The organism is Pseudochrobactrum algeriensis (genome assembly GCF_018436245.1).
Taxonomy (GTDB): domain Bacteria; phylum Pseudomonadota; class Alphaproteobacteria; order Rhizobiales; family Rhizobiaceae; genus Pseudochrobactrum; species Pseudochrobactrum saccharolyticum.
Window position 1 is genome coordinate 2,095,962 of record NZ_CP075361.1, and the last position, 25,886, is coordinate 2,121,847.

Sequence of the window (25,886 nt, forward strand, 5' to 3'; positions counted from 1 at the left end):
GCTTAGTCTTTGCTGACTTCGGTAATATAGTTGGCATCAGCCACCATATTGAAGTTCTTGACATTTTTGGCAGCAACAGCCGTTTCAATCTGCTGATAAAGCATCACGAACGGGCTTGTCTCCTGAAAATCCTTCTGGATTTTGTGATACATCTGCTCGCGTTTTGCAGTGTCTGTTTCTTTTGCCGCATCCATGGTTTCCTTGGACATTTCCGGAATGTCCCATGAACTGCGCCATGCTGTCGTTTTCATCGACACTTCATCGCCATTATCCGGATTATAGGAGAAGGTCGATGCATTGGTATGCGGATCCCAGTAATCAGGACCCCAGATACCCAGCGAAAGCTGATGTTTGCGCGCACGCACTTTTGTTGTCGTCAGCTTGCCGTCACCCTGCAACAGCTCAACTTTGATGCCCGCTTTGGCAAAAGTCTGCTGAATGCTTTCAGCAATACCAACGCCTGGCTGTGTATTCCGCACATCGAGCGTCACACTGAAACCGTCTTGCAGACCGGCATCGGCCAGAAGCTGCTTCGCCTTATCAACATCCAGTTTGAACGGCTTGTCATCAATCGCGCCGAACATGCCAAGCGGCAGGAAGGACTGATGTGTGCGGCCGATACCTTTAATCAGCGTATTTTCAATCGCATCATAATCAACGAGATATTTCATCGCCTGACGCACTTCCAGCTTGGCAAGGTTAGGCACATTCTGGTTGGCAGTCAGATAATAGGTGCGCCCCTTCGGAGCACTGAGAATATTGAAATCGCTGTTCTTGGCAAATTCTGCAATATCACCCGGCTCAAGGTTACGGGCGACATCAATATCACCGGCCTGCAACAGCAGACGCTGCGACACGCTTTCCTTCACATGACGATAAATAGCACGTTTTACAGCCGGTTTTGGGCCACTGTAATTCTCATTGCGCTCCAGCAGGATCACTTCATTCGAGCGCCACTCTTTCAGGCTGTAAACACCGGAACCGGCATAATTACGCTTGAGCCAGTCATAACCGAAATCTGTATCAAACGGCTTGGCTTCTGTTTTCTCGGTTTTAACCGCATGTTCTTCAACCAGCTTGCTGTCGACAACAGAAGCCACACTGGAAGACAGCCCATTGAGCACGAAGCTCGGCGCGAAAGTTTCTTCCGTGGAGAACACGACCGTATAATCATCCGGCGCAGTCACCAGCTTTTCCACATTGTCTTTATTCAGACCAAACTGGCTGATGATGAATGCAGGGCTGAGATCAAGCTTGATCGCGCGGTGCAGGGAATAAACAACATCCTGCGCCGTCAGCGGATTGCCGGAAGCAAATTTCTGCCCCTGCTTAACCTTGAAAGTAATGGTCTTGCCATCTTCCGAGACCACCCAGCTTTCCGCAATCTGCGGAATGATCTTGGTCGGATCTTTCGGATCTGTGGTCACCAGACGCTCATAGGTGTTGGTCAGAATTTCCGACGTGGTGATCTCGAAAATTTCTGCCGGATCGAGAGAAATCACATCATCAATGGCCATTGCCACAACCAGCGTATCCGCCGGCGTTGCCGCCTGTGCAGCAACCGCTGACAGACCAAGCACCGACGCACAGGCCAGAGCCAGCGTGTATTTTTTAATTATAGTCATGAGTTTCCCCTCAATCTCTCCGCCTGAATCCTGTCGCTGTATAAGGACTCAGATTTATAAAATTATAACAAGGTCAGGCTACAGGATTGCCGGACAAAGCCAAGCATCTTTTTGCAAAGAAAGCCGTAAATTCAGCAGGTTAAGCACCAAAGCATATCGCAATTAAATACATCCATTTAACGGTGATATACTTCAGCTGAAACTCTGTCCGTGAAGATATAAAAAAGCCGGAGCAACGGGCTCCGGCTTTTTTTCATTCAATGAGATTGCTTATTCTCAATTTTTCTCATGGGCACGGATCAGATTGCCAAGGCGCTTGATGCCCTCATCAATCATCTCGTCATTGGCACAGGAATAAGCGAGACGCAGCGTATTGGCACCGGTGCCATCCGCATGGAATGCTTTACCCGGAACAAAAGCCACTTTCTCTGTCTCAATCGCAGCGGCCAGGAGATCAGCACCATTCATATAATCCGGAAGATTGACCCAGACGAACATACCGCCCTCAGGCTTTGTCCATGTGGCCGATTTCGGCATATATTTATCCAGCGCTTCCAGCATTTTATTGCGGCGGTGCGAATAGACAGAACGGATTTTTGCAATCTGCGCATCAAAACCATTGGCAGCAACATGATGCACAGCCAGCTGATTGATGGTTGAGGAATGCAGATCAGCAGCCTGTTTCATCAGTACCAGTTTGCGGATGACTGTCGCATTGGCAACGACATAACCAACACGCAAGCCCGGTGCCAGTGTCTTGGAGAAGCTGCCGGAATAAATGGTGCGGGTATTTTCAATCGAGCCTTTGCGCTCAATTTCCAGCGCTAGAACCGGCGGGATCGGCGTGCCGTCAAAACGCAGATACTGGTAGGCAGCATCTTCGATCAGCGCGATATCCATTTCATCGCCCAGATCGATTAGCTTTTCACGGCCTTCACGATCAATGGTTTCACCGGTCGGATTGCTGAAATCAGCCGAGAAATAGGCAAATTTTACCTTACCTCCAGCCTTCTCTGCAGCTTCTTCATAGGAAGCCGGAGTGCGGTTGCCGTTTGGCTGCAATGTATCATAGGTCGGCTCATAGGCATTGAAAGCCTGCAGCGCACCGAGATAGGTCGGACGCACAACCAGCGCCGTATCATTCGGCGACAGGAACAGCTTGCCGAGATAATCCAGCGCCTGCTGCGAACCGGAAGTGATGAAGATATTTTCGGCAGTGCAAGGCACGCCGATTTTTGCCATTTCACCCTGCAGCCATTCGCGCAGCGGCTTATAGCCTTCACTTACCGAATATTGCAGCGCGGCATCGGATTTGCCCGTGGCGAAAATATCGGCATAAGCTTCTTTAAACTCTTCAGCCGGAAACAATTTCGGATCAGGAATACCACCCGCGAAAGAAATAATATCCGGACGCTCAAGCAGTTTCAACAATTCACGAATTTCCGACGCTTTCATACGCGATGAACGTGTTGCGAATATTTTTTCCCAATCCAGCATGGGGGTTCCTCATAAAGTCAAAAGAGATGCCGTGAAATAGACCATAAAACTTAACTAAAAGCTGTGTGCCTTTGGTTATCACCTTATGCGTATTTCACAACAAAACAAGCAAAATATGTCAGCAATACTGACCTTTATTCATTTTATTGCGATTTGGCAGACGAATTCGTTACATTTGAACAAAACCACCCGTACAAAACTAATAATCATGCATTTTCAGCAAGCGATCGCACCATCATCACTTCGTCATACATTTCACCATTCAACGATATCCAGTTCGGCCGGCGTCCGAATTCCGTATAACCTTCGCGCATATAGAGCTGCAAAGCAGTTTTGTTTTCAGCAAGTACACTGAGTTCAAGCTGACTGAAACCATTATCACGCGCATAGATCTCAACAGCCTGCATCAGCTTCTGACCAATATTCCGGCCACGCATTTCGCTTTTCACATAGACCATCACAACAATCGCACGATGGGATGTCCGCGCGCCATCCTGAGGCCACAAACCAATTAGCCCGACAGCTTTACCGCCGTCGAAAGCAGCAAAAACCGGTGTGCTTAACTTTGCACGCCAGTCAGCTTCAGAGAATTTCACCCAGTCCTCATAGGCCGAACTATAGGCTTCCGGATGCAGTTGCAGAGCTTCCAGCCTGATCTCGCGCATGATTGCAAAATCATCAGGCATCAGCTGCCGGATTGTTATTCCTGTCATTTTTCCGTCCTCCCGCTAAAGCGGTTCCTGTTAATATTGAATCAGCAGAACCGCTCTATCTTTTTATTTTTACGCGTATCTTATCCGATCGTAGCGGGATTAAAAAATCAGTCCAGTGGACTGATTTTCCCGCGAAGGCGGTTCCCGCTTTTCAGGATACGCTCTAGCAGTACTGCCAGAAATAATCAGGCCCGCACAAACAAATCTTTGTGCGGGCCTGATCTTCATAATTTTAGAATGCCAGTTTGGTTGCAGTTCTTACAACCAGTATGCCTCTTAGCAAATTAGTTGCGGGCCTTGTCAACCAGCTTGTTCTTGGAGATCCAAGGCATCATGCCGCGCAGCTTGGCACCAACTTCTTCGATCTGGTGATCGTCGTTCATACGACGGATACCCTTGAAGCGTGCAGCACCGGCACGGTATTCCTGCATCCAGTCGGATGTGAATTTACCGGTCTGAATGTCGTGCAGAACGCGCTTCATTTCAGCTTTGGTTTCTGCAGTGATGATGCGCGGACCGGTTACATATTCGCCCCACTCAGCAGTGTTTGAGATCGAGTAGTTCATGTTGGCGATACCGCCTTCATAGATCAGATCAACGATCAGCTTCACTTCGTGCAAGCACTCGAAATATGCCATTTCAGGTGCGTAACCGCCTTCAACCAGCGTTTCAAATCCGGCGCGGATCAGTTCAACCAGACCGCCGCAGAGAACTGCCTGCTCGCCGAACAGATCGGTTTCGCACTCTTCCTTGAATGTGGTTTCGATAACGCCGGAACGACCGCCGCCAACGCCCGAAGCGTAAGACAGAGCCAGATCATGGGCATTGCCGGAAGCATCCTGATGGATAGCGATCAGGCAAGGTACGCCACCGCCCTTCTGGTATTCGCCGCGCACGGTATGACCCGGGCCTTTAGGCGCGATCATCACAACGTCGACAGTCTTTTTGGTTTCGATCAGACCAAAATGAACGTTCAGACCATGAGCAAAAGCAATGGCAGCGCCGTCACGCAGATTGTCATGGATGTGTTCTTTATAGATGTCAGCCTGCAATTCGTCAGGGGTTGCCATCATCATCAGGTCTGCCCATTTCGCAGCATCTGCAACGCTGAGAACTTCAAAACCGTCAGCTTCAGCTTTTTTAACAGTGGCAGAATCCATGCGCAGCGCGATGCGGACATGTTTGGCACCGGAATCCTTCAGGTTCAGCGCATGGGCGCGACCCTGGCTACCGTAACCAACGATAACAACATTTTTGCCTTTAATCAGATTTACGTCTGCATCACTGTCATAATAAACGCGCATAGGATATTCCCTTCCTTCTATGCTATTAGTCTGTGCCGTTTTTCCTCAAAACCGGCACTATTCCACACCGGCAAAATCAGGCACCGGCTTTATTTCCGTAAAGAGCAAAAAACTGTCGTGTTGCCGTTCTGGCATCACGGATAATTTCTGCATCACTGACCTCATGACGGTCGCCGAGCAGCAGACGGATCTGCATATCGCGCACCACAAGGCCGAAGAACGAGGCAAAAGCCTCATTAATATCATCAAAGTCCAACAGACCTGCATCGCGTCCGGTTTCAAGCACCGGCTTGAGACGACGCGCCATAGCGATCGGACCATTATTCAGAACGATCTCACCAAGATCCGACTTACCGGAACCCGCATGGCTGACCGCTAAGCGGTTCAGTGCGATGGATGTGCTTCCGGACAGAACCAGCAACCAGTCGCGGGCAAAATGCTCCAGACTGGTAAAGAGAGATTCTTCATCCAGCCCTTCCCGCGCCACCGGCACAACACGCACTTTCGACGCCTGCCACTGCACAGTTGCGGTCAGCAGACCGTCACGGTCGGTGAACCATTTATACAGCGTTTCCTTGGAGCAGCTTGCACGTCGTGCAACACCTGCCATCGTAAGACTGTCACCACCCTCAACGAGGAGTTCCAGCGCGGCATTCAACACATCCTTCTGACGATCTGTCAGATCTGTGCCGGTTCCGACATTGCTCACGACATTCTCAGGTTGCTGCAACTGCACGCTTCCACGCTCCTTAATTCTTGTCTGAACAGCAGCCTAACGAGATTCTCATCATGCGTACCGTACGTTACGGTTCGGACTATGCCGCCAGTTTACCAACAATGCAAGAGGGATTTTATGCCGAAACAAATTTTATAGGCTATTTCCCCTGCCCGCTACAGGCAGGGGAAAATAATACAGCATTCTCAACACCGCAAAGGCCGGTTTATGCCTGAGGCCAATATCGCCATTCGCAACCATGTCCGGTGTCTTTTTGGCCAGACACTCAGAGATTAACCTGTGTACCGATCTCCACCACACGACCGGTCGGAATCTGGAAATATTCCGTGGCATCGGATGCGCTGCGGGCAAGCGTAATAAACAATTTCGCCTGCCAGAGCGGCATTGGTGAACGCGGAGAAATACGCAAGACGCGTCGCGATAGGAAGAATGACGTGGTCATGATGTCATATTTCCAGCCAAGCTTGCGACAAATCCCCAGCGCGCGCGGAATATTCGGCGACTGCATATAGCCGAAAGTCAGTGTCACCTGCATAAACCGGTCGCTATATTGCGAGACGCGAGCACGATCATCCTCATCCACCCAAGGGCGCGGTGCTGTCACCACGGTCAAGATCACATTGTTCTCGTGCAGAACCTTATAATGTTTGAGACTATGCATCAGGGCGGTCGGCACACTGGACGGATCACCGGTCAGAAAAACCGCTGTGCCGGGCACGATAACCGGCTCCTTACGCGCCATCTGGCTGACAATAATATCCAGCGGCACTTCTGTTTTGCGGGTTTTCTGGAACAGATGGCGGCTGCCGCGCACCCATGTCCACATCACCAGCAGCACCAGCGCGGCCACAACAATTGACGCCCAGCCGCCCTGATGCACTTTGACCAGATTAGCACTGAAGAACATCAGATCAACAATAGCGAAACCGGCAATCGTCAGCACCACAACCGGCAGGCTCCATTTCCAGAGACGACGCATAACAAAGAACAGCAGAGTTGTTGTCACCAGCATATTACCGGTCACCGCAATACCATAGGCTGCTGCCAGATTTGTCGATTTCTGGAAGGTTACCACCAGCAGAACGACGGCAATGCCAAGCAGCATATTGATGCGCGGCATATAAATCTGGCCGTGCAATGTTTCCGATGTATGCAGCACTTCAAGCCTTGGCAGAATATTCAGCTGCACCGCCTGCCGCGCCAGCGAATAAGTACCAGTCAAAACCGCCTGACTGGCAATAACCGTGGCAACAGTTGCCAGCAGCACCATCGGCAGCAGCGCCCAATGCGGCATCATCTGGAAAAACGGATTGCGTACTTCCTCGCCGCCCGCAGCGCTATGCGTCAGAATGAAAGCACCCTGCCCGAAATAATTGAGGATCAGGCTCGGAAACACAACCCACAGCCATGCCCGCACAATCGGCTTGCGGCCAAAATGACCAAGATCGGCATAAAGCGCCTCGGCACCGGTAACCGCCAGAAAGATCGCACCGATCGTGGCAAAGGACGTGGCCGGATTACCACCAAGAAATGCAAAAGCGTAATAAGGATTAAGCCCCGCCAGAATGCCCGGATCATCAAAAATATGGATAAAGCCTGTGAGACCAAGTGCCAGAAACCAGATCAGCATTACCGGTCCGAAAATACTCGCCATACGTCCTGTACCGTGCTTCTGGACAAAAAACAGCACAACCAGAATAGTGATCGTAATCGGCACCACATAGGGCGTCATATCCGGCGCAACAATTTCCAGCCCCTCCACTGCGGAAAGTACAGAAATTGCCGGTGTAATCACCGCATCACCGAAGAACAGCGACGCACCGACAATACCGATGCCGAGAATAATATCCGGACGATTGGCAAAACTGGAGCGCACCAGCGCCATCAGCGAGAGAATACCACCCTCGCCGTTATTGTCCGCACGCAGCACAAACAACACATATTTCACGGTCACAATCAGCGCCAGCGACCAGACGATCAGAGAGATCACGCCAAGAATTTCAGTGCGCAGCAAATTGCCGTCGGTGATTGAAGCGTGCAGCGCCTCACGAAATGCATAAATCGGGCTGGTACCGATATCGCCATAGACGACGCCAAGCGCGCCCATCATTAAAAGCTTCAGATTTCCCGTATGATTATGAGGATCAATAATTTCCTCATCTGCGCTGACCGGCGCATCCTGATTGGCAATATCTTCACGCTGCGCCTGATTCATAAAATACCTTTTAAATACCTTTTGATACAGAATGAGCACAGATAGCCGGATATAATTACAAGAAAACAGACTTATCCGATGCTCAGTATAACCATGTTCCGGCCATAAAGAAAACTGCCGGAAAGGCCGTATATAAATGCTCAATCCTACACAAAAACAATGTGCATCAATGCATAACTGCCCTGATGAGGCATAACAAATACGGATAGCTCATCAGGGCATAAATTGAATAAAATCAAAATATTACAAAAGAAAACTGAATCAAAACACAAAAAGCACTTTAGCCGAGTGCTTTGATAAAACGCTGCACCGACTGGCGCATACCATATTCCAGTGCATCTGCTGTCAGGCCATGACCGATAGAAACTTCGCTCAATGTCGGCATGACTTTTACCAGTGCAGGCAGATTGGCAACCGTCAGATCATGCCCCGCATTAATGCCTAACCCGAGTTCCGCAGCTTTCAACGCGGCCTTTTCCAGCAATGCCAGTTCATGCGCCTGCGTTTTAGGATCAGCATAAGCGCCGCCATAAGGGCCGGTGAAAAACTCCACGCGGTCGGCACCGGTCTCTTTCGCAATCTCAAGACCATCCGGCATTGGATCAGCAAACATTGAAACACGCATGCCGCGGGATTTCAGCCGCTTGGTCACTTCGCTCAGCATCACCTTATGTTTGGCAAAATCCCAGCCGTGATCCGAGGTATTCTGCGCCGGATCATCCGGCACCAGTGTCACCTGTTCCGGCTCGTGTTGCTCCACCAGAGCCAGAAACTCTTCCGACGGATAGCCTTCAATATTGAATTCAGCCTGAGGGAACTCATCATCAATCAATGCACGAATATCTGCCAGATCAGAAAAACGGATATGGCGCTGATCAGGGCGCGGATGCACAGTCAGACCGGAAGCACCGGCATCAAGTGCAATACGCCCCAGACCGGTCACACTCGGCCAAGGCAGATCACGGCGGTTACGCAACATTGCCACCGCATTAAGATTAACCGACAGAGTTGCAACCATGATCCGAGCTCCCTGCTATGTTCGCCATCGCAATAAAGCAGTTCCATTTAATTTTAAAACGTTGGAACCGCTCTGGCTTCTTATATTTACGCATTATCCCACGCAAAACCGCTTCACACTTTTGCTGGAAATGCTCTAGCGAACGATTGTTAGTTTTTCCGCCGCACGGGTAATTGCCGTATAGAGCCAACGCTCACGCGTATCGCGGAAAGCATAGCTCTCATCAAACAACACCACATTATTCCACTGCGAACCCTGCGCTTTATGGGTGGTCAGCGCATAGCCATAGTCAAAATCATCAAAACGCTTTTTAGTCTGCCAAGGAATTTCCGCATCCGGATCTTCAAACTGCGCCTTCAGAAGCTTGATCTTGGCAACGCCGCGACCCGGCTCTTCATCCTCCGGTGCAATCAGCAAATTAATGCCGGGCTTCACGGTTTCCTTGGAAGATGTCATCACCTTCCAGAGCGAACCGTTGAGCAGCCCCTTGGCCGGATCATTGCGCAGGCAAACCAGCTTGTCACCGGATTGCGGATATTCTGCCGTAAAGCCTTTGAGCTCACGCAGACGCTGATTATAACGCTTACGGGTGCGGTTAGTGCCGACAAGCACCTGATCGGCATCCAGCACTAGTTCCTGATTAACTTCCGCCTTGCTGATGACCCGTGCGGCACCGTAATCGCCATAAGGGATTTCGCGGCCTTCACGCACATCCAGTGCCAAACGGATAATCGGATTATCCTGAGCCTGACGGTGAATTTCTGTCAGCAGATAATCCGGCTCGTGTTCGGTAAAGAAGCCGCCACCGCTGATCGGCGGTAACTGACCCGGATCACCAAGCACCAGAATTGGTGTGCCGAATGTCATCAGATCGCGGCCAAGCTGCTCATCGACCATCGAACATTCATCAACAACAATCAGTGCAGCTTTGGCAACAGGGCTTTGACGATTGAGCGAAAAAGTCGGAGAGATCGACGTTTTACCGGTTGTCTCATCCTCAATCGCTTCTTCGCCTTTCGGGCGGTAAATCAGCGAATGCAGCGTGCGGGCATTGCTTGCACCTTTGGAGCGCAGCACCTGTGCAGCCTTACCGGTGAAAGCCGCAAACTGCACCTCACCATCCACATGCTCGGCGAAATAGCGCGCAAGCGTGGTCTTACCCGTTCCCGCATAGCCAAAAAGGCGAAAAATCGGTGAACGGCCTTTAGCCAACCATTGCGCAACAGCCTGCAGCGCGTTGTCCTGTTCCGGTGAAAATTCCATTATGCCTCTGCCATCATGCCTTCCATTGACCGGATTCGTCCCGAAAGAGCAAGGTTTATCACTTCAGCATCGGCCACAGGCTGACCACCAGCAGAGCCGCCATCGTCAGATTGAACCATTTAAGCCGCACCGGATCTTCCAGCCACTGACGTAACAAACTGCCGAAAGCCGCCCATGACGACACGCTCGGCACATTAATCACAGCAAACACAACACCAATCAGCAGCACGGAAAGCGAATAGGCATCATGTACCGTATAGCTCGCCATTGCTGTGACAGCCATCACCCATGCTTTCGGGTTCACCCATTGAAACAACCATGCCTGCATGAAACTCATCGGCTGTGCACTCTCATCATCGACACGACCGACAGACGTCGATGTGGCGATTTTATAGGCCAGATAGAGCATATAGGCACCACCGGCGAATTTCAGCCCTACATACAGCGCCGGCGCGGTTTCAAGCACAGCACCCAGACCATAGCCGACGCCAAGCAGAAGCGACAGAAAGCCGATGCCAATTCCCAGCATATGCGGAATGGTACGGCGGAAACCGAAATTTACGCCGGAAGCCAGCAACATCAGATTATTCGGCCCCGGTGTGATGGATGTCACAAAGGCAAACACCACCAAGGCCATAAAAACATCATAAGAAAGCAACATCTTGAAAACGCTCTCGTTGCAAAAAACAACACCGCTGTCTCAGACAGAGAACAGCGGTGCCGCTTTCAATCACTTATCAGAAAGAACTACATTCCTTCTGCGCCGCGGATCATAGCAGCTACGCCGGTGCGGCAAACCTCAATCAGACCGAGCGGCTTCATAATCGCGATAAATTGATCGATCTTCGCGCCTTTACCGGTAATTTCAAAAATGAAATGTTCGACCGTTGCATCCACAACTTTGGCTTTGAAAGCATCCGCCAGACGCAGCATTTCTGCACGGTCATCACCTTTGCCAACCACTTTGATCAGTGCCAGCTCACGCTCCACAGGACGTTCATGACCAAGCTGCTGGGCATGATAGGTCAAATCAACCACGCGATGCACCGGAACAATACGTTCCAGCGAGTGACGGATCTGATCCAGCACATTGGCTGTGCCGCGCGTTACAATGGTAATCCGCGACAGATGCTTTTCGTGCTCGGTTTCAGAAACCGTCAGGCTTTCAATATTGTAACCGCGACCGGAAAACAGGCCAATAACACGGGCAAGAACACCCGGCTCGTTATCAACCAGTACCGATAGTGTATGTGTTTCAACTAGCTGGGTTTCTTCGGTCAGAAAGTAAGCTGAACCGGAAGCTGCATTTTGTGCGTTCATAATGAATATCCTTGTTCCGGTATTAGACGAGGTGACGGTCTTTGGCGTCAATGGCATTGGCAACAGCTTCATCCGTCGCTTCATCCGGCAACAGCATTTCATTATGCGCCTTGCCTGAAGGGATCATCGGGAAGCAGTTCGCCAGATTGGCAACGTGACAGTCAAAAATCACCGGACCGTCTGTTTCAATCATTTTCATGATTGCATCATCCAGCTCATCCGGCTTGGAGCAACGGATACCTGTGCCGCCATAGGCTTCAGCCAGTTTAACAAAGTCCGGCATCGCTTCTGTATAAGAATGCGACAGACGGTTACCATGCAACAGCTGCTGCCACTGGCGCACCATGCCCATATACTGGTTATTCAAAATGAAAATCTTGATCGGCGCATTATGCTGAATGGCCGCAGACATTTCCTGAATACACATCTGTACCGAAGCATCACCGGCAATATCAATAACCAGCGCATCCGGATGGGCAATCTGTACACCCAGAGCCGCAGGCAAACCATAACCCATGGTGCCCAGACCGCCGGACGTCATCCAGTGATGCGGCTCCTCGAATTTCATGAACTGAGCAGCCCACATCTGGTGCTGGCCAACCTCTGTGGTGATATAGGTCTTGCGATCTTTGGTCAGTTCCTGCAGACGTTCCAGCGCATATTGCGGCATAATCACATCGCGGCTGTGCTTATAGGCCAGAGAATTGCGCGCGCGCCATTTATTGATCTGCTGCCACCATGCGCCCATGTCCTTTTTGTCAGGACGCTGAGCAGAGGCACGGTACTGACGCACCATATCTTCCAGAACATGTGCAACATCACCGATAATCGGCACATCAACGCGAACGGTCTTGTTGATCGAAGACGGGTCGATATCAATGTGGATCTTCTTGGAATTCGGTGAGAAAGCATCAAGACGACCGGTGATACGGTCATCAAAACGCGCACCGATACACAGCATAACATCACATTCATGCATGGTCATATTGGCTTCGAATGTACCATGCATGCCGAGCATACCCAGCCAGTTCTTGCCCGATGCCGGATAAGCACCCAGCCCCATCAGGGTCGATGTGATCGGGAAATCTGTAATCTCAACCAGTTCACGCAGCAGTTTCGAGGCTTCAAGACCGGAATTGATAACACCACCGCCGGAATAGATAACCGGCTTCTTCGCATTGGCCAGCAGTTCAACAGCAGTGCGGATAGCACTCTGATCGCCGTTCAGAACCGGATTATAGCTGGTGCGCGGGCTGGTTGCCGGTGGCGTATACATGCCGGTAGCAAACTGGATGTTCTTCGGAATATCGATAACAACAGGACCCGGACGACCGGTACGCGCCACATGGAATGCCTCGTGCAGAACACGCGCCAGATCATTCACATCCTTAACCAGCCAGTTATGCTTGGTGCAAGGACGGGTAATACCGACAGTATCGGCTTCCTGAAACGCATCTGTACCAATGAGACTGGTCGGAACCTGACCGGTGATGCAAACCAGCGGAATGGAATCCATCAGCGCATCCTGCAAAGGTGTTACCGCATTGGTGGCACCCGGACCGGAGGTCACCAGCATAACACCGACTTTGCCGGTTGAGCGGGCATAGCCTTCAGCGGCATGGCCTGCGCCCTGCTCGTGACGCACCAGAATATGCTCGACTTTTTCCTGCTGAAACAACTCGTCATAGATCGGAAGTACCGCACCGCCCGGATAGCCGAAAATATGCTCAACGCCCTGATCGATCAGTGCCTGCACAACCATTTCCGCACCGGTCATTTCCCGTTTGCCGGTTTCGTTCTGCGCTGCGGCTGTGGTGCCACTTGTATCTGTACTCATTGTCTTTCGATGTCCCGTCTGCTGTTCCGGTGATTACTTCCCTGATATCCACCGGAAGTCCCGTACTGTTTAGCTATATTCGTTGTGTGAAGATAATAAAAAAGGCCCCCCTGAGGGAGCCTGTGTTTCGCGCATGGGAGCTTTCGCCGGATGGTTACACCATCCTGCCCATACGCTTACCCACCACGAGAATAATTTTCTTAGCCATAAGGGGAGATTAAACAGCTGTTTTTTTCACGTCAATGGCAAAAAACGTAATCTTGTTATTTTCTTTGCCGGTTCGGACAGAAAAGCACCGCTTGATGCCAAGCCTGCGTCCTTCATGAATCTAACAGACAAACAAGGCCTGCAAGCCATTGAAATATTAGAGCATAATTCCTTAAACCTGGATCAGTTTAAGGTAAAATTATGCTCTAATTTTAAAGTGTTAGAGCGACCTTTGTGTGCCAAGTCTGGCACACGGCGCTCTAAAGAAAAATCAGCGGCCGGTCATCTTCTGCAAAGCAACACGCGCCTTTTTATAAAGAGCCGGTGCTTTATCCTTACCATTCCATTCGGCAACCGCAGACACCGCATGAATAATATGGCTGTCATGCCCCATCCGCAATTCGCAGGCTTCCAGCTCCTTGCAGATTCTCGCCGCCATCTTCTCTGCATCCCTTTCCTGCAGATCCGGCACGATCAATGCGAATTCACCATCGCCCATATGTGCCAGAACATCATGATAGCGGGTGCAATTGCGGATACATAAAGCCGCTTCCATCAGCAAGCGGTCAGCTGTATCACGGCCACGCTGCTCGCACAGCAATTGCAGTTTCTCAATACCAATCAGCAAAACGGTAACAGGGTGATTGATCTTGCCGAATTGCAGCAAATATTCGTGCAGAGCGGCATCGAAATAAGGACGGCTTTGCAGCCCCGTCAAAGGATCATTGAAGCTGATCTGATCCAAATCTTTGGAGTTGCGCGCAATCATCCATGTGATGATTTTCAGCTGGCCTTTGTTTTTGACCTGCATACGGATTTGCGGCAACAGCATCAGGCCACCGGCTGCCCCCGCAGCCACCAGCAACAGCAAGGCAATGCCCAAAGGCGTATCCGACAGGGAGCCGGATTTATACGGTTCACCAAGATCATGCATCAGCCGGTACTGCATAAACAGCATCAGGCCTGCGCCGCAGAGCAGCACAATCATGATGATGAAAAACAGTTCAGCCCGCAGATAACGCATGATCCCCCCGTTGACCCGTTGTATCACAACAACAGATTTAGGTGGGAGATTAAATCTTAAGTGTTTCACCTGCGTTAACAACAAAGCCTGCTCAGGCGAAGTAATCTTCCGCCCGTTCCAGACGCCGCCAGTCATCACCAAACTGGTTACGGAACCATGTCATTTGCCGCTTGGCATATTGGCGCGTGGCAATCACCGACAGTTCCACCGCCTGTTCGCGCGATATCTCACCCTTGAGCCAGCTTTCGATCTCGCGCACACCAATGGCTTTCATCACCGGCAGAGCCGCATCCGGCTGCAAAGCCAGCAACGCCTGCACTTCCTGCACGGCGTTACCCTGCATCATCAGATCAAAGCGCTGCGCAATACGCTGGCGCAACCATGTCCTGTCCGGCATCAGCACCAGTTTCTCTGCGCTGTCGGGATCAATCAGCGCCCTGCCTGTACTATTTTGCCATTCAATGAGAGAGCGTCCGGTACTGTCGACAACCTCCAGCGCGCGGACAATGCGCTGACTATCACCCGCCTTCAGCCGCTCCGCCATTTGCGGATCGCGCTTTTGCAACTCCTCATGCAGAAGCGGCGCACCATCTTGCGCCATACGGTTGCGCCAGTAATCGCGCACTTCGTCTTTCACCTGCGGCATATCCGAAAGACCGCCGAGCAGCGCTTTAAAATACAATCCGGTGCCGCCGGTAAAGACTGCGACGCGCCCCTGCAATTCAGGTTTTGACAGCAGTGCTTCCACTTCCTGTAGCCAGCGACCGGTGGAATAAAGTTGCAATGGCGAGACATGGCCGTAAAGATAATGCGGAACAGTTTGCAGATCATCGGCTTGAGGACGTGCCGTCAGCTGATTCAGCACATCATAAACCTGCATGGAATCACTATTTATGATATAGCCGCCGCAATCCCGCGCGAGCCGCAATGCCAATGCTGATTTACCGCTGGCAGTCGGCCCCGCGATCAGAATTGCCTTTTGCTTGTCTCTCTGCTCTATCACTCACGACTCTCCAAACGCACAAAGCGGAACCGGTATTATGTCCCAGCCAGCCTCACTTGTTGCCACACTGATCTGCAATCCTGCCAATCCGGTTCTGACACCTGAATTGGGGCATAAAGCCTGCGAGGCGGCTGATACGCAAGCCCTTTACTGGCTTGCAGATGGTATTGCCTGTGATCTGCCGCTGAAAACCGGCACAGATATCACAGAAACTGCGGCAAAGATCAGAGCAGTTCTGGGCGACGCCCCTGTGGATATTATCATTCAGGAGCAGGATACCCGTCGCAAGAAGCTGCTGATTGCAGACATGGATTCCACCATGATCCAGCAGGAATGCATTGACGAACTGGCAGAAGAAGTTGGCCTGCGCGAACATATTGCCGGTATCACCGCCCGTGCCATGAATGGTGAAATTGCTTTTGAACCGGCATTGCGCGAGCGCGTTGCCCTGCTCAAAGGTCTTCCGGTCAGCATTATCGATCAGGTCATCGCCAACCGCATTACACTGACACCGGGCGGGCGTGAGTTGATCGCGACCATGAAAAAACACGGTGCCTATACGGCGCTGGTTTCCGGCGGCTTCACCAGCTTCACCTCCCGGATTGCTGCGCAACTCGGCTTTGACGAAAACCGCGCCAATATTCTGCTGGATGATGGTGCACATCTCACCGGTCTGGTTGAAGAACCGATCCTTGGCGCTGATGCCAAGAAAGTCAGCCTTGATGATATCTGTGCCAAACTCGGCATTACCGCTCGGCAAGCGATGGCAGTGGGCGATGGTGCCAATGATCTGCCGATGATTAAACATGCAGGCAGCGGCGTAGCACTTCATGCCAAGCCTGCTGTTGCAGCACAGGCGCGCATCCGCATTGACCATGGCGATCTGACTGCCCTGCTCTATATTCAGGGCTATCGAAAAACGGATTTTGTAAAATGACCGCTATTATTGAAACGCCCCGCCTGATCCTGCGCAACTGGCAGGAAGATGACCGTGCATTTTTTCACGAGATCAATTCCAATCCGGTGGTGATGGAATTCTTCCCTGCCCTGCGCAGCCGTGAGGAATCCGATGCACTGATGGATCGCATTGTGGCCATGGTCAGAGAAGACAATTTTGGCTTTTACGCCGTGCAGGAAAAAGCAAGCGGCAATGTCGTCGGCTTCACCGGATTGATGAAAACTGATATCCCTCCATTTGTACCAAAGGGTGTGCTGGAAATCGGCTGGCGCTTAGCACAACGCTATTGGGGCAAAGGTTATGTCACCGAGGCAGCGCTTGCCTCATTGGCTTATGCTTTTGAGAAACGCGGGCAAGATGAGGTGGTGTCCTTTGCCGTGCATAATAATCACCGCTCAACATCGGTGATGAAGCGCATTGGCATGGTCAACAAGCCGGAACGCGATTTCGACCATCCGAAAGTGCCGGATACACATCCGCAACTGAAACGCCACGTGCTCTACACGATCAACAAAGAGCAATGGTTGAATCAACGTGACAAGACGACTGCTTAAACCATTCAACTGATTCAATATTTCAAAATAAAAAGGCCGGAGGATGCGCCCATCCTCCGGCCTTTTCTGCATTCTTGTTGATGTCAGATCAGTCAATGCGCAGGGTTACAAAGCGCAGCTCACCGCTTGGCGCGGCCAGCATCAGCAATGCATTTTTACGTCCCTGCTGACGCAGTTTCTCGATTTTCTTTTGAATGTCGGCAGGCGCCTTCACAACTTCCTGCGCGAATTCAACAATCACATCGCCTGCATTAACCCGCTTTTCTTCGGCGGCTGATTTGCCTTCAACAGCACTAATCACCACACCTTCTACATCGGCGGAGATTTCATACTGCTTGCGCTGCGCGTCATCCAGCTTGCCAAGCGTCATGCCGAGCACCTTTACTGTCTCAGCCTCTTTGGCCTTAGTACTGTCCTTGGCAGCCGCAGCTTTATCTTTATTCTCATAATCTTCGAGACGGCCGAGTTTGATCTTCACAGTCTGCTCTTTGCCTTTGCGCAGCACCAGAACGCTGACCTCTTTGCCCACCGGACTTTCAGCCACGACACGCGGCAGGTCGCGGGCACTTTCCACATCCTTACCGTCAAATTTCAGAATAATGTCGCCTGGCATCAATTCTTTATTCTCAACGCCGCTATTGGCAATCAGTCCGGCAACCAGCGCACCCTTAGGCTCACTCATGCCAAAGCTCTCAGCCACATCGTCCGTTACCGGCTGAATGCGCACGCCGAGCCAGCCGCGGCGGGTTTCACCAAATTCTTCCAGCTGCTGAATAACGGAAACAGCCAGCTCAGACGGAATAGCAAAACCGATACCGATAGAGCCGCCGGTCGGAGAAATAATCGCGGTATTAATGCCTATGACCTTGCCGTTCATATCAAACAACGGGCCGCCGGAGTTACCACGGTTAATCGCCGCATCGGTCTGAATGAAATTATCGTAAGGCCCCGCCTGAATATCGCGGTTGCGGGCAGAAATAATACCAAGGGTCACAGTACCGCCAAGGCCAAACGGATTACCGATTGCCATCACCCAGTCACCGATCCGAGATTTCTCTGAATCGCCAAATCCTACTGCTGTGAGCTTGTGTTTCGTCGGATCAACCTTCAGCAGCGCAATATCGGTTTTGGTATCCGTGCCGAGCAGTTCTGCTTTCAGCTTTTTACCATCGGTGAAATTCACCTCGATTTCATCAGCATCGGCAATGACGTGATTGTTGGTGACAACCAGCCCCTTCTCCGCATCTATCACAAAACCGGAGCCCAGCGACTGCATCTTGCGGGCAGCACTGCCACCGTCTTTTTGATTTTCCTCAGAGAAGAAATCGTCAAAAAATTCCTGAAACGGCGAGCCTTCCGGCAATTGCGGCGCAGGCTCGGCCTTTTCCTCTCCGTTTTCATCTTTCACGGTTTGGGATGTGGAAATATTGACAACAGAATCCAGCAAGCCCTGCGCCAGATCGGCAATGGAAGCAGGTCCCGCAGTGGCAGTTCCGGCAGCCAGTCCGAGCGGCGCCAGCTTGCCGGCAATGGCCGGCTGTGGTGCCTGCGGCGGGTTTGCAGCGGTCTGCTGCTGCGCCTGAGCTGTCATAGCGCCCAGCAGCACCGTGCTTACAGACAAGGCGGCAAGTGCGGTACGCAGGGGAAATGAAACCGTGCTTTTAGTCTGATTGCGAACCATCTGAAACTCCGCCTGTTTTGTTATTTAGAGCGCCGTGCACCCGATCGGGCGCACAAAGGTCGTTCCAACTCTGATACTTACAACGGATTGCAAGCAAAATACGGCCAGAGCATGTCGCAGTTAAATGTCTTCATTTAATATCCGCAACATACACTCACCTGCAATCCGAAGCGCCTCTATGAGCTGCCTGAATGCAATACGCTCAGGTTTAAACCCATTATGCTCTGCTTTTAAAGTGTTAGAGCGACCTTTATGCGCCCGATCGGGCACGCGGCGCTCTGAAGCACATTATCAGAAGTTTGAAGCCCAAGCAGTCGCTATGATTTAATGCTGCAAATTCTGAAAAAAAGAGGCGTATGAAATATCATACGCCTCTTTGTAATTTTATCCGGCAGATCCGCCTCTGACCAGCCATATCACCCCGACGCCAAGCGCCAGTGCAACAATACCTGCTATTCGCAGATAATTTTCCGGAGCTTCTGACACGTCTTTAGCCATACGTCTGGCAAAGTGCGGGAAGCCGCCATAGAGAAGCCCCTCTAAAACGAGGAGCAATCCTATGGCTGTAATCAGGTCACTCACAGCGGCATCCGGTCCTTACTGTACGCTCTGACCGGCATTCGCAGGCTGCTGCGGCAGTTTACCGGCGGCATCCTTAAAGAAGCGGAAGAACTGGGAATCCGGCGACAGAACCATGGTTGTGCCTTCAGCCTGCAAGGACTGACGATAAGCATTCATCGAACGGTAGAATGCATAGAAGTCAGGATCCTGTTTTGCAGCTTCCGCGAAGATACGACCACGTTCACCTTCACCCTCACCGCGCAGCACTTCAGAATCGCGGTTGGCTTCGGAAACGATTTCCACAACCTGACGGTCAGCAACAGCTTTGATACGCTGGGCTGCTTCACGACCACGGGCACGCAGACGCTCAGCTTCGGCAAGACGCTCGGCCTTCATACGGTCGAAGGTCTGCTGGGAAACTTCAGCCGTCAGGTCAGTACGGCGAATACGCACATCCTCAATGGTCAGACCAAGGGATTCCGCATCCGGACGCAGCTGGTCGCGTACTTCACGCATCATACTGCCACGTTCTTCCGACAGCGCCGATTCAAAGCCGCGCAGACCATAGACCTGACGCAGAGCCGCATCAAGACGGGTACGCAAACGCTGTTCAGCAAGCATTGTATTTGCCGAAACAGTCTCACGGAATTTACGGGCATTGGTAATGCGGTAAACGAGGAACGCATCCACATCATAGAATTTACCGCCGGAAACCTGAACGCGGATATCGTCCAGATCAAAGCGCAGCATACGGTCATCAATGATCTGCACATTGTCTGCTTCAGCGAAAGCAAATGGCAGTTTGAAGTAGAGACCAGGCTCTGTTTTCACGTCAACGATCTGACCGAAACGCAGAACGATAGCCTGCTGGCGTTCATTCACCACGAAAACCGAGGAATAAACCAGAAATGCGACAACAGCGATCGCACCAACAATAAAAGGCAAACGATTCTGATTCATTACTGGTTGCCTCCTGCTTTGCCCTGCTGACGCATCAGTTCAGTCAAAGGCAAATATGGCATGACATTATTGCCGCCTTCGATAATCACTTTATTGCTGTCTTTCAGCACCTGCTCCATGGTCTCAATGAAGAGACGGTCGCGGGTAACATCAGGAGATTCTTTGTAAATATTCAGGACAGAGTTAAAGCGCTGGCTTTCACCTTCCGCTTCCTGAACCATACGGGTTTTATAACCGGCAGCATCTTCACGAACCTGCGCAGCCTCACCGCGTGCCTGACCCAGTTTCTGGTTGGAATACTGGTTAGCTTCTTCTACAAAGCGGTCTTCATCCTGCTCAGCACGTTGCACTTCGTCAAAGGCATCAGCCACTTCACGCGGCGGTGCGGCATCTTCGATGGAAAGAGCAGTTACCTGAATACCGGCGCCATAGCCGTTCAGTGTATCCTGAACAATATCACGAACCGACTGGGCAATCGCCGCACGGTTGTCACGAAACACATCCTGTGCAGGACGACGGCCGACGATTTCACGGATCGCGCTTTCAGAAACCTGACGAACCATATTGTCAGGATCCTGTACCTTGAACAGGTAAGAACGCGGATCGGAAACACGGTAAAGTACGGAGAACTGAACATTAACAATATTCTGGTCACCGGTCAGCATCAGCCCCTGTGTGGCACCGCGAGTGCCCTGACCGCCAATATTGATCTGGCGTTCACCGGTCGAAACTTTTTCATAAGTTTCAATCGGCCAGAGATGGAAATGCAGACCCGGTTCGGAAATGGTTTCTTTCGGCACACCGAAGCGCATTTCAACCGCAAGCTCATCCGGCTGCACGGTATACATGGACTGGAACAGCCAGAAACCGGCGAGCGCAAGCGCACCGACAATATACAAAGCAGGGCCGCCGCCACCGCCGCCACCGCCCGGCATCACCTTTTTAAGGCGATCCTGACCTTTGCGCAAAATATCTTCGAGATCCGGAGGCGTTCCGCCCGAGCCGCCAGGCCCGCCGCGCGGTCCTTTAGGGCCTTGTCCCCATGGTCCGCCCTGATTAGAGCCGCCATTATTGGAACCGCCGTTGCCGGATCCGCCATTCTTATCGCCGCCGCCCCATGGGCCGCCGCCATTTTGATTACTCCAGGGCATCCTCACCTCTCGTGCCAGATGTCAGAGGCGGAACACCTCTATTCATCAATCAGTATGTTCCGTTTATAGGTACGCAAAAGCAGTCTTTCAACGCAGGACACGCAGATTCATCACGCTTTTGTAATTTTCTGGCAAAATAGTTGATCGACATGGTAAAAAACAGCTTTTTATGCAGCTGTCTTTTCGTTTAGCGCCGGTCGTAAACCACATAGCGGGTCGGGTAATTATCTTTCTCGCCCGCCGGTACGTCTTCTTCACTGGTGATCTGCCAGACCTGCGGATCAACAGGACCGAAAAAAGCATCACCATCTATGCTGGCTTTAATATGTGTCACATGCAGGCGCGTCGCCTTGTCCATTGCCTGCGCATAAATCTGCGCACCGCCGATAATGCAGATCTCATCAGTACCGGATTCGCGTGCTGCTTTTTCACCGGCAATCAGCGCTTCATCAATTGAGGGCACAACCAGCGCACCTTCCGCGCTGTAACCGGCATCACGGGTAATCACAATATTGGTGCGGTTCGGCAGCGGGCGGCCAAGGGATTCCCATGTCTTGCGGCCCATCACCACCGGCTTGCCGAGCGTAAGCTTTTTAAAGCGCTGCAAATCCGTGGAAAGACGCCATGGCATACCATTGTCACGCCCGATCACACCATTTTCTGAAACGGCGACTACAAAAGAAATAATCATGGTCATCACACCGCAATCGGCGCTTTGATAGATGGTTCGGCCTCATAGCCAACCAGTTTGAAATCCTCAAAGCGGAAGGCAAACAGGTCTTTTATATCAGGATTGATTTCCATGACCGGCAGCGCTTTCGGCTCGCGGGTCAACTGCAACTTCGCCTGATCGAAATGATTGTGATAGAGATGCGCATCACCAAGCGTATGCACAAAATCCCCCAGTTTCAGACCGGCAACCTGCGCGATCATCATGGTGAGCAGCGCATAGGATGCGATGTTAAACGGCACGCCGAGGAAAATATCAGCTGAACGCTGATAAAGCTGGCACGACAATTTACCGTCAGCCACATAGAACTGGAACAGGCAATGGCATGGCGGCAGCGCCATTTCATCAACCAGCGCCGGATTCCACGCAGATACAATCAAACGTCTTGAATTAGGATTCTTCTGCAAATCCCTCATAAGATTCGCAATCTGGTCGATATGCGCACCATCCGGCTTCGGCCATGAACGCCATTGCGCACCATAGACAGGACCGAGATCGCCATTCTCGTCTGCCCACTCATCCCAGATGCTTACACCATTCTCTTTGAGGTAGGAGATATTGGTGTCGCCACGCAAAAACCACAGCAATTCATGGATGATAGAGCGCAGATGCAGCTTTTTGGTTGTCAGAACAGGAAAGCCCTGAGCCAGATCAAAACGCATCTGATAACCGAAAACCGAGCGTGTGCCGGTACCGGTGCGATCACCGCGGTCAGTGCCATTGTCGAGAACGTGCTGAAGAAGATCAAGATATGTACGCATAGATGGTCTTTAGCCTTTTTCAGCGAAAATATCACGCGCAATCTGCGGCAATGCACAATGTGGGCATGCACAGTTATTTGATCGCAGCAGCTATAAAAAAAGCCCCGCTGAATGCGGGGCTTTTTAAACTTATCAGAGGCTTTCCAGCTTACCGAGTGCTTTTGCAGTCAGGTAATAGAAGGTCACACGCTGCTTGCTGTGATCACCCTTCATAGTTTCAGCCACACTGGCGATAACCGCATTTGCTTTTTCAGCATCTTCAATGCCGAGCTTCTTGCCGATCCAGCTGGTGCGTACACGCGCCAGTTCTTCAGGGTCGGATGCAGCAACCAGCGATGCATCGCGGCTGCGCAGAGCAATACCAAGATGTTTTACAATTTTAGCAACAACAGCCTCATCGGCAGCAGCATCGTAACGGCGTACGTCGGCTAGATAATCAGTCATGAAACCAGTCTCCTTCAATCTGACCGCTTTTACGGCCGTTAAACCAGAAAAAGTAAATAAGACAATTGCTCAATATCATAGCTGAATCGACATTCAGCCTATTTACCTCTGTATTATGGAAAGATTGACCAGCAGACAAAACCTGTCAATGCCGTAAAACCTCTATTCTTTCAGAAAACACACCAAACTGTTATTTTAGTCTTTTTCAATAAATGATTGCCCGACTTCAATAAATGATTGCCCGACAAAATCGCCGGAGTTTTATATTTTTCACAGCTGAAAGATAAGGAAAGCCCTTTCCCCTCTTTTCAAGCGCACGGAAGCCACCTATATAAACCTTGTCGGCTTGACCGGCTATGGTGATAAATGGACTGCGTAATAAACCTATTGGACCCGGGGGCGGTACCCGGCGCCTCCACCAGAATACAGCTTAAACTGAAACGGCTGTATTGTGGCGGGGGCGAAACAGGATCGACAAGGGCGTAAAGGTTGATCTTTCACTCGGCATTGTACCACCGTTATCGGGCTAATTGAGTAGTTGCAAATGACAACAAAGCTCAGGGTTATGCTCTCGCTGCCTAATGGCGGTGCGGGAAACCCAACCTAAGTCCTTAGGGTTAGCCCCTTAAGGCGGGGTTCGGAGGCACCTGGCAACAGAAGCCTCCACTTCTCCCCTTTACAAGATGGTATGAAAAAGGCACCGGAATTTCCGATGCCCTATTTTAGTCACTCAGTGAATTTCCGTCACATGCGATGACGGCTTTTTAAGCCCGTGCCGCATGATGGTCAGATAGGTCAGTACCCAGCCAGAAAAACCGCAAAGCGCAATGGCGACCAGCATCGGCAGAACATTCCCTGTCATAATGAATGAGCTGAGCGCCATAGCAGCCGCTGCGACCAGCAATTGCAATGTACCGAGCAAAGCTGCTGCCGTTCCGGCAATCTCACCATGATCATCCAGCGCCAGAACACTGGTGCCCGGCAATACCAGTCCGAGAAAACCATTACCGATGAACAGGAAGGTCATAATCATCCACAGGCTCTGTGTGAGGAATATGGCTGCAAGAACCATGATAACCATCGTCACCAGATAGCCGGTTACCGCATAGGAAACGACCTTACCCAGCCCGTAACGGCTCGCCAGCATGCCATTGAGCTGCGAAACACCGAAAAACGAAATCGCATTGAGTGAGAACACCAGCGAATATTCGCGCGGGGTCAGACCGTATTTCTCAATGAAGATGAAGGATGAATTGGCGATATAGACAAAGAATGCGGCCATGCAGAAGCCGCCGATACAGGTCAGGCCGATAAATTTGCTGTCGCGGATCAGAAATGCATAGCCGCGCAATGCACGCCCTACCCCGCCGGATATACGCTGTTCAACGGGACGCGTCTCTTCCTGCGCGAAAAAGACCAGCGCAAGACCGAGAATAGCCGCCAGCAGAACAGCCCAGAACACGCCGCGCCAGCCAAAATCTTCAATGATGAAACTGCCGGTCAAGGGTGCCAGAATTGGTGAAATCGAAAAAACCAGCATCAGCATCGACATCAGCCGTGCCGCATCCACACCGGTATACAGATCGCGGACAATCGCGCGCGGCACAACCATACCCGCACTCGCCCCCACGCCCTGAATAAAGCGGAAGAAAATCAGCATCTCGATATTGGCCGCCATTGCCGAACCGACACTGCCCGCCGCAAAGAGCGCAAGCCCCAGATAAAGCGGCAGTTTACGACCGTAAATATCCGAAAACGGCCCGCAAAACATCTGCATCAAAGCCGTCGCCAGAAAAAACACCATCAGGCTCATCTGCACGGCGGCATCATTGGCGTGTAAATCTTTGGCAATTGTCGGCAGTGCCGGCAAATACATATCAATAGCGAACGGCCCGATAGCCGAAATAAAACCGAGCACAAGAGCTGTGCGGTACAAACGAGCGGACATGCGTTTAACTTTCAGAAGCGCAATAAAAATGAAGACAGATTATTTCTCCGCCTCTGCACAGAGATCATTATCCACGAGATAAATCAGTCGCTTGTCATCGCATTCGGATTTGTCACATCATCCGGACTGACGGGAGCGCAAAAATAGAAGTGAAGCGGAAAATGGTCAACCGTCAATTTCAGGCGATTTATCCTGTAACACACGGATCTGAACGGCAATTATTTGAGAAAGTTCTTTCACCTTTCATTACAGCGGTATATTGATAAATGAGACAGGGTTGCAGCATTTTTCTCGCACAAGCGATAAAAGCTGCTGTATCAATCCATCAGATTATATTGTCTCGGCCAGAATGACCGGCGCATTTCATTTCAACGGA

The 25,886-nt window shown here is 51.2% G+C and carries 24 protein-coding genes and 1 other RNA gene; 4 read left to right on the forward strand and 21 right to left on the reverse strand.

The features are described 5' to 3' along the window. Nucleotides 1-2: 2 nt before the first annotated feature. From KHQ09_RS11865 to KHQ09_RS11885, 5 genes are all read right to left on the reverse strand, one after another. The gene (locus KHQ09_RS11865) at nt 3-1,625 is read right to left on the reverse strand and encodes an ABC transporter substrate-binding protein (RefSeq protein WP_083647063.1); all 1,623 of its coding nucleotides are present in this window, start codon (nt 1,623-1,625) and stop codon (nt 3-5) included. Nucleotides 1,626-1,901: 276 nt separating this feature from the next. After that, a complete protein-coding gene (locus KHQ09_RS11870) occupies nt 1,902-3,122 on the reverse strand; it encodes an aminotransferase-like domain-containing protein (RefSeq protein ID WP_121991425.1) in 1,221 nt (406 codons plus the stop codon). A 206-nt stretch (nt 3,123-3,328) separates the two neighbouring features. Beyond that, the gene (locus KHQ09_RS11875; RefSeq protein ID WP_213598416.1) at nt 3,329-3,835 is read right to left on the reverse strand and encodes a GNAT family N-acetyltransferase; all 507 of its coding nucleotides are present in this window, start codon (nt 3,833-3,835) and stop codon (nt 3,329-3,331) included. A 284-nt stretch (nt 3,836-4,119) separates the two neighbouring features. Next, nucleotides 4,120-5,139 carry a ketol-acid reductoisomerase gene (gene ilvC / locus KHQ09_RS11880; protein ID WP_022711410.1) on the reverse strand — a complete coding sequence of 340 codons (1,020 nt, stop codon included), beginning with the start codon at nt 5,137-5,139 and terminating at the stop codon, nt 4,120-4,122. Nucleotides 5,140-5,215: 76 nt separating this feature from the next. Then, nucleotides 5,216-5,848: a TetR/AcrR family transcriptional regulator gene (locus KHQ09_RS11885; RefSeq protein WP_238481728.1), complete on the reverse strand. Its 633-nt coding sequence runs from the start codon at nt 5,846-5,848 to the stop codon at nt 5,216-5,218. A gap of 80 nt (nt 5,849-5,928) precedes the next feature. On the opposite strand from KHQ09_RS11885, the gene KHQ09_RS11890 reads away from it, so the two are divergent. Beyond that, nucleotides 5,929-6,090, forward strand: a complete 162-nt coding sequence (locus tag KHQ09_RS11890; protein WP_213630841.1) for a hypothetical protein — start codon at nt 5,929-5,931, stop codon at nt 6,088-6,090. Nucleotides 6,091-6,140: 50 nt separating this feature from the next. Here KHQ09_RS11890 and KHQ09_RS11895 read toward each other — a convergent pair whose 3' ends face one another. The 8 genes from KHQ09_RS11895 to miaA all read right to left on the reverse strand — a co-directional run bounded on the left by KHQ09_RS11895 (nt 6,141) and on the right by miaA (nt 15,759). Next, nucleotides 6,141-7,985, reverse strand: coding sequence for a potassium transporter Kup (locus KHQ09_RS11895; RefSeq protein ID WP_238481729.1), 1,845 nt, complete (start codon nt 7,983-7,985; stop codon nt 6,141-6,143). 385 nt (nt 7,986-8,370) lie between these two features. Then, a complete protein-coding gene (locus KHQ09_RS11900; protein WP_213598420.1) occupies nt 8,371-9,108 on the reverse strand; it encodes a pyridoxine 5'-phosphate synthase in 738 nt (245 codons plus the stop codon). A 135-nt stretch (nt 9,109-9,243) separates the two neighbouring features. Continuing rightward, entirely contained in the window at nt 9,244-10,371 is a 1,128-nt protein-coding gene (locus KHQ09_RS11905) for an ATP-dependent DNA helicase (RefSeq protein WP_022711406.1), read from the reverse strand. Nucleotides 10,372-10,429: 58 nt separating this feature from the next. Continuing rightward, a complete protein-coding gene (locus KHQ09_RS11910) occupies nt 10,430-11,032 on the reverse strand; it encodes a LysE family translocator (protein ID WP_075656185.1) in 603 nt (200 codons plus the stop codon). A gap of 86 nt (nt 11,033-11,118) precedes the next feature. Continuing rightward, on the reverse strand, nt 11,119-11,691 hold the full coding sequence (gene ilvN, locus KHQ09_RS11915) for an acetolactate synthase small subunit (RefSeq protein WP_022711404.1): 573 nt from the start codon (nt 11,689-11,691) through the stop codon (nt 11,119-11,121). A 22-nt stretch (nt 11,692-11,713) separates the two neighbouring features. Continuing rightward, the gene (locus KHQ09_RS11920) at nt 11,714-13,528 is read right to left on the reverse strand and encodes an acetolactate synthase 3 large subunit (protein ID WP_213598421.1); all 1,815 of its coding nucleotides are present in this window, start codon (nt 13,526-13,528) and stop codon (nt 11,714-11,716) included. Nucleotides 13,529-14,006: 478 nt separating this feature from the next. Beyond that, complete coding sequence (locus KHQ09_RS11925) at nt 14,007-14,759, reverse strand: GGDEF domain-containing protein (protein WP_213598424.1); 753 nt, start codon at nt 14,757-14,759, stop codon at nt 14,007-14,009. Nucleotides 14,760-14,850: 91 nt separating this feature from the next. After that, a complete protein-coding gene (miaA, locus tag KHQ09_RS11930) occupies nt 14,851-15,759 on the reverse strand; it encodes a tRNA (adenosine(37)-N6)-dimethylallyltransferase MiaA (RefSeq protein WP_213599970.1) in 909 nt (302 codons plus the stop codon). 40 nt (nt 15,760-15,799) lie between these two features. Between miaA and serB the strand changes: the two genes are divergently transcribed. Next, nucleotides 15,800-16,699, forward strand: coding sequence for a phosphoserine phosphatase SerB (gene serB, locus KHQ09_RS11935; RefSeq protein WP_213598426.1), 900 nt, complete (start codon nt 15,800-15,802; stop codon nt 16,697-16,699). Continuing rightward, the gene (locus tag KHQ09_RS11940) at nt 16,696-17,274 is read left to right on the forward strand and encodes a GNAT family N-acetyltransferase (RefSeq protein ID WP_213598428.1); all 579 of its coding nucleotides are present in this window, start codon (nt 16,696-16,698) and stop codon (nt 17,272-17,274) included. Before serB ends, KHQ09_RS11940 begins: the two co-directional genes overlap by 4 nt. Nucleotides 17,275-17,362: 88 nt before the next feature. Here KHQ09_RS11940 and KHQ09_RS11945 read toward each other — a convergent pair whose 3' ends face one another. The 7 genes from KHQ09_RS11945 to KHQ09_RS11975 all read right to left on the reverse strand — a co-directional run bounded on the left by KHQ09_RS11945 (nt 17,363) and on the right by KHQ09_RS11975 (nt 23,562). After that, nucleotides 17,363-18,865, reverse strand: coding sequence for a Do family serine endopeptidase (locus KHQ09_RS11945; protein WP_213599971.1), 1,503 nt, complete (start codon nt 18,863-18,865; stop codon nt 17,363-17,365). A 474-nt stretch (nt 18,866-19,339) separates the two neighbouring features. After that, nucleotides 19,340-19,537 carry a DUF2065 domain-containing protein gene (locus KHQ09_RS11950; protein WP_022711399.1) on the reverse strand — a complete coding sequence of 66 codons (198 nt, stop codon included), beginning with the start codon at nt 19,535-19,537 and terminating at the stop codon, nt 19,340-19,342. 15 nt (nt 19,538-19,552) lie between these two features. Continuing rightward, a complete protein-coding gene (gene hflC / locus KHQ09_RS11955; protein WP_022711398.1) occupies nt 19,553-20,476 on the reverse strand; it encodes a protease modulator HflC in 924 nt (307 codons plus the stop codon). Continuing rightward, nucleotides 20,476-21,627 (reverse strand): FtsH protease activity modulator HflK, encoded by a 1,152-nt coding sequence (gene hflK, locus KHQ09_RS11960; RefSeq protein WP_075656173.1) that lies wholly within the window; start codon nt 21,625-21,627, stop codon nt 20,476-20,478. Before hflK ends, hflC begins: the two co-directional genes overlap by 1 nt. Nucleotides 21,628-21,814: 187 nt before the next feature. Next, nucleotides 21,815-22,327 carry a dihydrofolate reductase gene (locus tag KHQ09_RS11965; protein WP_213598430.1) on the reverse strand — a complete coding sequence of 171 codons (513 nt, stop codon included), beginning with the start codon at nt 22,325-22,327 and terminating at the stop codon, nt 21,815-21,817. Next, nucleotides 22,324-23,118 (reverse strand): thymidylate synthase, encoded by a 795-nt coding sequence (locus KHQ09_RS11970; protein ID WP_213598432.1) that lies wholly within the window; start codon nt 23,116-23,118, stop codon nt 22,324-22,326. Before KHQ09_RS11970 ends, KHQ09_RS11965 begins: the two co-directional genes overlap by 4 nt. Nucleotides 23,119-23,250: 132 nt before the next feature. Next, on the reverse strand, nt 23,251-23,562 hold the full coding sequence (locus tag KHQ09_RS11975; protein WP_022711394.1) for a DUF2853 family protein: 312 nt from the start codon (nt 23,560-23,562) through the stop codon (nt 23,251-23,253). A gap of 301 nt (nt 23,563-23,863) precedes the next feature. On the opposite strand from KHQ09_RS11975, the gene ssrA reads away from it, so the two are divergent. Beyond that, nucleotides 23,864-24,230, forward strand: a transfer-messenger RNA (tmRNA) gene (gene ssrA / locus KHQ09_RS11980). A 62-nt stretch (nt 24,231-24,292) separates the two neighbouring features. Here the strand turns inward: ssrA and KHQ09_RS11985 are convergent. Continuing rightward, nucleotides 24,293-25,510: a multidrug effflux MFS transporter gene (locus KHQ09_RS11985; protein ID WP_075656169.1), complete on the reverse strand. Its 1,218-nt coding sequence runs from the start codon at nt 25,508-25,510 to the stop codon at nt 24,293-24,295. Nucleotides 25,511-25,886: the final 376 nt, after the last annotated feature.